Genomic DNA, 7,644 nt, shown 5'->3' on the forward strand with positions numbered 1-7,644 from the left:
GGCAATGAGTACGTTTGAGTCAGGGAAGGATGTGGTCCCGCGCAGAATCCTGTTCTTCCTGAGCTCCATGACTTGTGGCGGTGCTGAGCGCGTCGCGTTGTTGCTTTCTTCCGCATTGCTGGACCTCGGCTGCGACGTGATCGTTGTGCTAGCACGGGGCGAAGGTGAGTTTCTTGCCCTTCTTCCCTCCAGGGTAAAGGTTGTCTCCCTTGAATGTGGCAGGCCGATCAACGGAATACGACGGTTTGGAAGCGTCATCCACCAGCTGGACCCGGATGTAATTGTCTCGTTTGGCATGCATGTTGGAGTTGCAGCTGCGCTCTCGAAGAAGATATGCGGGTTCCGCCAACCACTGTTGGTTCGGAATGAGAGTCATATCGCAGTCGAATGGGCGCGTGAGCGATTTCATAATCGTTTGCTGGGTCCGCTGCTGTCTCGATGGATGGCTAGGAGTTCCACTATCGTTTGTGTGTCGCATTCATTGCGTGTGCCCACTGCTGAATTCTTACGGATTACTCCGGAGCGGATCGAAGTTGTATTGAACCCGGTGTTCCCACTTGCTGCACCCGCAAATGAAGCAATGTTGCATCCTTGGTTGGCACGGAAAACCTGTCCTACTTTCATTGCGATGGGACGCTTGGAATTGCAGAAGGACTTCCGGACGTTGTTGGGTGCATTTCGGCGAGTACTGGACGAGGTGGACTGTCGACTTGTGATTTTTGGTGAGGGATCGCTCCGGCGCTCGCTCTCCGAGCAGTGTGCTGATCTTCGGCTGGGTGAGAGCGTGGAACTCGCTGGCGTTACTGAATCACCTTCGCTGCAGATGCGGCACGCAACGGGTTTCGTGTTGAGTTCCTGCTGGGAGGGCTTTGGCTTGGTCTTGGTCGAGGCGCTGGCCGCCGGGACGGAAGTCATCTCCACGGATTGTGACTATGGCCCCTCTGAATTGCTGCAAGGCGGGCGCTTTGGGACGCTTGTTCCTGTTTCGAACGAAGCGGCATTGGCCGTTGCGATGGTCCGCCTGGCATGGGGGGGCGTGGCGGAGTCCAAGCCTTCAAGTGAGTGGTATGCGCAGTTCGATGCGAGTGTTGCAGCCAGGCAGCATCTGGAAATCATTGAGCGGGTGATAGCGGGATGACCAGGATTGGGTCGAGGCTTGGGTAGATGTAGGTCGTAGTTGCTTGAAGGCTGCTTTGCCTGTGAGTGTGCTGGATAGAGGGTTCTTGCTCGCTATATACCGCTGATTGCGATTCATCCGGTCATCGTTGACGTGAAGCTGACGCGGGCGGCGTCATCGTTTGCAGTCGTCCAGATGCAACATCGCGCACGGCCTGCCACAAGCTTATGACTGGGATCATATTACCGTTGCGTAGTGAGCGCAGGACGGCGCGTGCGGGAAGATAGACCAGTCGTCCTGCCAGATTGATCGCGCGTTGCATGGGAGTGCAGGCTAATTTGATGGCAAGTAGGCAGTGGCCGCGATTGATATGGTACTCGTAGAAAGGCGAGCCGTTGCGTGCGCTGCCGCCACCTGAATGCATTGTCTGGCCGTTCTCGGTAACGGCATGCGTCATGCCTCTGCTTTTCAGCGTCGCGCCCAGCATGACGTCTTCTCCATAGAAGAAAAACTCCTCATCCAGCAAATTGGCGGAGGCCAGCGTTTGCGATATTAATATGCATGCGCCGGTCAGGAATGCTACGCTCCCAGGAAGCGGGCGGCTGCTGAGTAACCCGGTATGCTTTTGATAATATGAAACTGGCTGGTGAATGATGTCAGCCGAATCGACCAGCATTGGAGCGGTCAGGTCGGCGCCGTCGTGCAGGCTGGTGAGAAGGGCATCCATGCAGCCTGGCATTAAGCGAGCGTCGGAGTTGATAAGAAGAACGTCCGCTGGATTAGTACGTGCAATATGCGCAAGGGCACGATTGACGCCAGCGGAGAACCCCAAGTTCCTGCCGTCGCTCAATGTATCGAGTTGGATCAGGTCTGATCGCAGACGCTCCAAATCAGTCCGCATGGCGTTCAGTGATACGCCCTGATCTTCTGAGTTGTCGACCAGGACAATATGCTGGATGCCCTGGTCAACCAGTGAGTCCAGGCAACTTACTGTTTGCTCCGGGGTGCGGAAGTTGAGGACGATCGCCGCCGGTTTCGGTCCGGTATCAGACATTTTTGGTGTGGCTCGATTTTGCCAATAGCTGGCGATAGATATCTATATATTCGAGAATATTGGCGACGCTGAAGCGCTCGCATATATCGGCCTGCTGTGCAGTTTGCGCTTCCATGGACGCCTCCCCGCGTTCTCGCAGATGCCTGGCCGCGCAGGCCAGCGCTTGTACGTCGTCGATCGGGACCAGGGTGTCGAACGGTCCCGTCGCAACTTCGATCAAGCCACTGGTGCGGAAGCCTAGGAACGGCTTGCCACAAGCCGCCGCCTCCAAGGCGGTATAGCCGAAGCCCTCATAGCGCGAGAGCGAAACAACGGCATCGCATTGCTGGTATTCATTGATAAGCAGCTCATCGCTGAGGCGGCCGAGCTCGATCACGTTTGCGGCGGGGAGGGTGGGCTGTTTCCTTCCGCCTGCATATCTGATTTCAAAACCAGAGCCTAGGCAGCTTGCAAGCTTCGGTAACAGATCGATACCCTTGCGACGCGACGCGGTGCCTGCCATGAATAATCGAAATACGTCGCCTGCGCAGTGGTGCGCGGGTCGGGCAGGGGTGAAGACAGTAGTGTCGATCCAGTTGTGAATGACCGAAATGTCCTGACGTTCGGAGAATTCGGTGACGGTGCCCCGTACATATTCGGAAACTGTTGTCACGGCGTCAGCACCAAGTATCGAGCGTAGCTCGCGTGGTTTGATCAGAAGTTCGTGATACACAGCTTGTCGTGCCGAACGAAACGGGCGATACGCAGGGTCGTGCACAAGATGGTGGACGGTGGCGATGACCGGGAGATGCGTTGGCCAGAATTTTCTAGGTAGCCAGCTGTTGACGTGGACCATGTTTGCCCATGACGGCGGCTCCGGTGCCGGAGTTGCCCAAGGTAGATACTCAGCGTGATGGGGTAGCCAAGCAATCTCTGCACGGACTCCGTTCGCATTCAACTCCTTGCAAAGACGCAAGGTGAAAATGTCGGAGCCCGTGTTGGCGCGAATCGTTGGCAGCCATATCGCGGGAGTGGTCACGATGGTCATGGTTGGTATTGTCGGGATGAAGGTTCTATGTGGCGGCAGTGATGGCGTAACGGATGGCTACGCAGATTGTTCCACGTTTTCGACTTGCCGCTGTCATTGCCGCAGTCGCGGTTGATGCTATTTGGTCTGCACTTTATATGCCGGGTATGAGCACTCAATGTAACTTTTTCGCATGGAGGTCAGTTGGCGAAATCATCGGCGTTTGGATTTGGCAAGCTCTTCTAGGATATCGCCGTATTCGCGGGCAACGTGTTCCCAAGAAAACGTCTCAAATAATCCTTTGCGCCACTGCGATGTCGATCCAGTTGTTCTGCCTGGATCTCGTAGTGCTCGAAGCATGGCTTTAGATAGTGCACCTGCGCCGCTATCGGTAGCGTAGTGGATAGGGGCTGCCTGCGGGATCGCAGCTTGAAGTGCGAGGTTTGGGGCTGAGGCCACTGGGCAGTCGCAGCCAAGTGCTTCTACTGCTACGAGTCCCAGTCCTTCGGGGGCATCATCACCCCCGGACGGGCAGATCAAAACAGCGGCTGAGCGAAACATCGCGGCGATTTTCTTCTGATCTTTTCTGCCATGGAAATGTAGTTTTGACTGTATGCCGAGTTTTTCCGCTAGTTGCTGTAGTGCTCCCAACTCTGGGCCATCGCCCACAACGTCAAGCATGAGTTCCGGAATGTTCTGGAGTGCTTTGGAGAATGCAAGTACTGCGACGCTCGGGCGCTTCGAGCTGGTGAGTCTGCCAACATAAAGAGCACGCATGGAACGGGCAAGCTGGAAGTCGGGATGGAAGGTATGTAGTAGATCTACACCCATGGGTAGCAATCTGACATTACTGATGCCCTCTGTTTCGAGCTGGTCCTGAACTCGAGTACCTACCGCGGTTATCGTCCGTGCTGGTTCTGCGGCGAAACGACGTATGCATTTCCAGAGCGACCCTTTTAGGCCCAAGACGTCGGTTCCATGGGCAGTGATGCAGTAAGGGGTTTTTCCGCAAGAAATGGCTGCAATCAGCGCCCCAGGGAAAAACCAGTGAGCGTGCACGACATCAGCCCCCAGCTCTCGTCGGAGCTGCCATGCCTGCCACGTCCATGCAAGTAGATAGCTGGGTAACAGCAATAGTTTCCACGGTGCCGCCTTCAGGTTTGCTGATAGCCCACCGCCATACACCAGCGACTCCCAGCCGGCGGGAGCGTAGTGATAGCGCACGACCCTGACGCTATCCATGATTTCGGTGGACTTGGCCCCCGGGGCGCGGGAGGTTGAAACCACTACGTCGAAACGGTCCGTCAGTCGGGAAGCAAGGTCATGCACGAACGAAGGTTCGGTATCTCCTTGCCAGCGCGGATACGTTGAGGTGATAACCAGTAGGCGCGGTTTGTGCTGGTTGTCAGCCATCGCGGCGATAGGTCAAGTTGGTTATCTGCTCAGAAATCAGCCCAATCATGAAGATGATCACGGCAGCACTGAACAGCAGCGCGCTCATGTTTGTAAAGCGATGCTCTACGGCGAACGTGTATCCGTAATAGCCGAGGCCGATCAAGAAGAAGGTAATGGCTACCGGTGCAAACAACTTGAGCGGTGAATAAAGCGTGGCGATCTTGAAAATTATCAACAGGAAGCGAATGCCATCCTTGAGTGGGCGGATATGGCTGCCGTTGCCGACACGTTTGGCCACTGGGATTGGCACGTAGGCAACTGGATAGGCGCTGCGGAAGAACGCCATGGTGCTGGTGGTCGGGTAGCTGAAGCCGTTCGGCAGGAGGTGCAGGAATTCCTTGAATTTGTCCGCCCGTACCGCGCGGAAACCTGATGTGAGGTCGGCGATGTGATGCCCGGTCATATGGCTGGCGAGCCAGTTGTAGAGCCCGTTGGCCAATCCGCGGTGGAAGTTGGCCTGGCCGCTGCCGTCGCGAGCACCAACGACCATGTCGAACCCTTCCTCCAATTTTGCAAGCAGGAGGCCGATGTGCTGTGCGCTGTGTTGGCCATCGGCATCCATGAACACCAGCACCTTGCCCGTGGCGGCGCGTGCGCCGCGCTTGATGGCTGCGCCGTTGCCCATTGAATAGGGGCTGCTGAGCACCGTGGCTCCCAAGCCTTTGGCGATCTCGGCGGTGGTGTCGCTGGAGCCGTCGTCTACGACTATGATTTCCGCGTCCGGGTAGGCTTGCCGAAGCCCGGGCAGAGTTTTTGCCAATCCTTCCGCCTCGTTTTTGGCGGGCAGGATGATGCTCAGTTCATGCACGATTGAATACCCATAGTTCTCCCCGGGAGCATAGTAGCCGGGTTCGCGCAGGCAGGGGCATCGTCGCACTTGTGCGTTGGAGGGGCGGAACTGTGCGATCCAAGCTACACATGGATGACCAAGGTTCCGGCCGAGGTGACGTCGGTTGGGCTGAGACATTGCGTGATTCAGGACGATGGCGCTGAATCTGGAAGGAGGTGCTGCCGGTATCGGCCTGGTGAAGTTGATTGTAAGTCTCGCCAGGTTCTGTGGGAGCAATCGGGGTTCTTACGGGGGGGATTCACCCGGCCAAGGCGCGCAGCCGGCATGGTCATGGGTACAATTGTCCCGTTACCGTCCGGCCAGGGGAAACCATGAATACTGCAGTCACCGCCAATCTTGTCGGAATCACCGGCATTGCCCGCCGTCTGGTCCAGGACGGGGCGCTGGAAGAATCGGTGGCCCGCACCGCCATGACCCAGGCGGGTGAGGCCAAGGTGCCGTTGGCGCAGTGGCTGGCCGACAAGAAGCTGGTGAGCGCCTCGCATATGGCCGCTGCCAATGCGATGGAGTTCGGCATGCCGTTGCTGGATGTGTCGGTGTTCGACCCCAACCAGCATGCGATGAAGCTGGTCAGCGAGGAATTGCTGCGCAAGCATCATGTGTTGCCGTTGTTCAAGCGCGGCGGCAAGTTGTTCGTGGGTACCAGCAATCCGACCCAGCAGCTGGATGAGATCAAGTTCCAGACCAACCTGGTGGTCGAACCTATCCTGGTCGATGAGGAGCAGATTCGACGCACCTTGGCGCTTTGGTTGGCCAGCAACGAGTCGCTGGGTGACGGTCTTGGTGGTGACGACGAAGGCATGGGCGACCTGGATGTCGCTGCCGGCGATGAGGACATGGGTAGCGGTGGCGACACCGGCGTTGATGCCAAGGGTGATGACACACCGGTCGTCAAGTTCGTCAACAAGGCCCTGGTGGACGCGATCCGCAAGGGCGCCTCGGATATCCATTTCGAGCCCTACGAAGACGATTACCGGGTTCGTTTCCGTATCGATGGCCTGCTCAAGACCGTGGCCAAGGCGCCGGTCAAGTTGAACCAGCGCATTGCCGCGCGCATCAAGGTCATGTCGCAGTTGGACATCGCCGAGAAACGTGTGCCGCAGGATGGTCGCATCAAACTCAACCTGTCCAAGACCAAGCAGATCGACTTCCGTGTCAGCACCTTGCCGACCTTGTTCGGTGAAAAGATCGTGCTACGTATCCTCGACGGTAGCGCGGCCAAGCTGGGTATCGACAAGCTGGGTTACGAGCCGGAACAGCAGAAGCTGTTTCTTGACGCCATCCACAAGCCTTACGGCATGGTGCTGGTCACCGGTCCTACCGGTTCGGGTAAGACGGTGTCGTTGTATACCGCGCTTGGCATCCTCAATGACGATACACGCAATATTTCCACCGCCGAGGATCCGGTTGAAATCCGTCTGCCTGGCGTCAACCAGGTGCAGCAGAACAACAAGCGCGGCATGACGTTCGCGGTGGCGCTGCGTTCGTTCCTGCGACAGGATCCGGACATCATCATGGTCGGCGAAATCCGTGATCTTGAGACCGCGGAAATCGCGATCAAGGCCGCGCAGACCGGTCACATGGTGCTGTCCACGCTGCACACCAACGACGCGCCGCAGACCATCGCGCGTCTGATGAACATGGGTATCGCGCCGTACAACATCACCTCGTCGGTGACGCTGGTTATTGCCCAGCGTCTGGCGCGGCGTCTGTGCAGCAACTGCAAGCGTCCGCAGCAGTTGCCGGAGAATGCGCTGCTGGCCGAGGGTTTTACCCCTGAGCAGTTTGCCAAGGGCATCAATCTGTATGAGCCGGTGGGCTGCGATGAGTGCACCGAAGGCTACAAGGGCCGTACCGGCATCTACCAGGTGATGCCGATGACCGATGACATCGCGGCTATCGTTCTGCAGGGCGGCAACGCGATGGATATTGCTGCCGCTGCGCAGAAGATCGGGATCAATGACCTGCGTCAGTCGGCGTTGGTGAAGGCGGCGCAGGGCATTACCAGTCTGGCCGAGATCAATCGCGTCACCAAGGACTAAGCCCCGCGTAGTGCGTAGTGGGCGGCGCAAAAGAGGCCGGGGGCGAATCGGAGAAAAAAAACCCACAAGACCAACACCGACCAGGAGCGGGAAAACGAATGGGGAACCCCCCCCAGGGCG

Annotated in this window: 6 protein-coding genes; 2 read left to right on the forward strand and 4 right to left on the reverse strand. The window is 57.4% G+C overall.

The window, feature by feature from the left end; genetic code table 11:
• Positions 1-4: 4 nt before the first annotated feature.
• Positions 5-1,138 (forward strand): glycosyltransferase, encoded by a 1,134-nt coding sequence (locus tag ACVOLZ_RS06195; protein ID WP_481515416.1) that lies wholly within the window; start codon positions 5-7, stop codon positions 1,136-1,138.
• A gap of 121 nt (positions 1,139-1,259) precedes the next feature.
• On the opposite strand, the gene ACVOLZ_RS06200 is transcribed toward ACVOLZ_RS06195, so the two are convergent.
• The 4 genes from ACVOLZ_RS06200 to ACVOLZ_RS06215 all read right to left on the reverse strand — a co-directional run bounded on the left by ACVOLZ_RS06200 (position 1,260) and on the right by ACVOLZ_RS06215 (position 5,440).
• Positions 1,260-2,171 carry a glycosyltransferase family 2 protein gene (locus ACVOLZ_RS06200; protein ID WP_481515417.1) on the reverse strand — a complete coding sequence of 304 codons (912 nt, stop codon included), beginning with the start codon at positions 2,169-2,171 and terminating at the stop codon, positions 1,260-1,262.
• On the reverse strand, positions 2,164-3,198 hold the full coding sequence (locus ACVOLZ_RS06205) for a glycosyltransferase family 4 protein (protein ID WP_481515418.1): 1,035 nt from the start codon (positions 3,196-3,198) through the stop codon (positions 2,164-2,166). Before ACVOLZ_RS06205 ends, ACVOLZ_RS06200 begins: the two co-directional genes overlap by 8 nt.
• Positions 3,199-3,390: 192 nt before the next feature.
• The gene (locus tag ACVOLZ_RS06210) at positions 3,391-4,590 is read right to left on the reverse strand and encodes a glycosyltransferase (protein ID WP_481515419.1); all 1,200 of its coding nucleotides are present in this window, start codon (positions 4,588-4,590) and stop codon (positions 3,391-3,393) included.
• A complete protein-coding gene (locus ACVOLZ_RS06215) occupies positions 4,583-5,440 on the reverse strand; it encodes a glycosyltransferase family 2 protein (protein WP_481515420.1) in 858 nt (285 codons plus the stop codon). The genes ACVOLZ_RS06210 and ACVOLZ_RS06215 overlap by 8 nt, the downstream gene beginning before the upstream one ends.
• 353 nt (positions 5,441-5,793) lie before the next feature.
• On the opposite strand from ACVOLZ_RS06215, the gene pilB reads away from it, so the two are divergent.
• On the forward strand, positions 5,794-7,524 hold the full coding sequence (gene pilB / locus ACVOLZ_RS06220; protein WP_481515421.1) for a type IV-A pilus assembly ATPase PilB: 1,731 nt from the start codon (positions 5,794-5,796) through the stop codon (positions 7,522-7,524).
• Positions 7,525-7,644 lie beyond the last annotated feature (120 nt).

Source organism: Stenotrophomonas sp. STEN020, from assembly GCF_056760195.1.

Coding starts and splice junctions, on each gene's coding strand:
- ACVOLZ_RS06195 (WP_481515416.1), top strand. CDS start 5: ATGAGTACGTTTGAGTCAGGGAAGGATGTGGTCCCGCGCAGAATCCTG.
- ACVOLZ_RS06200 (WP_481515417.1), bottom strand. CDS start 2,171: ATGTCTGATACCGGACCGAAACCGGCGGCGATCGTCCTCAACTTCCGC.
- ACVOLZ_RS06205 (WP_481515418.1), bottom strand. CDS start 3,198: ATGACCATCGTGACCACTCCCGCGATATGGCTGCCAACGATTCGCGCC.
- ACVOLZ_RS06210 (WP_481515419.1), bottom strand. CDS start 4,590: ATGGCTGACAACCAGCACAAACCGCGCCTACTGGTTATCACCTCAACG.
- pilB (WP_481515421.1), top strand. CDS start 5,794: ATGAATACTGCAGTCACCGCCAATCTTGTCGGAATCACCGGCATTGCC.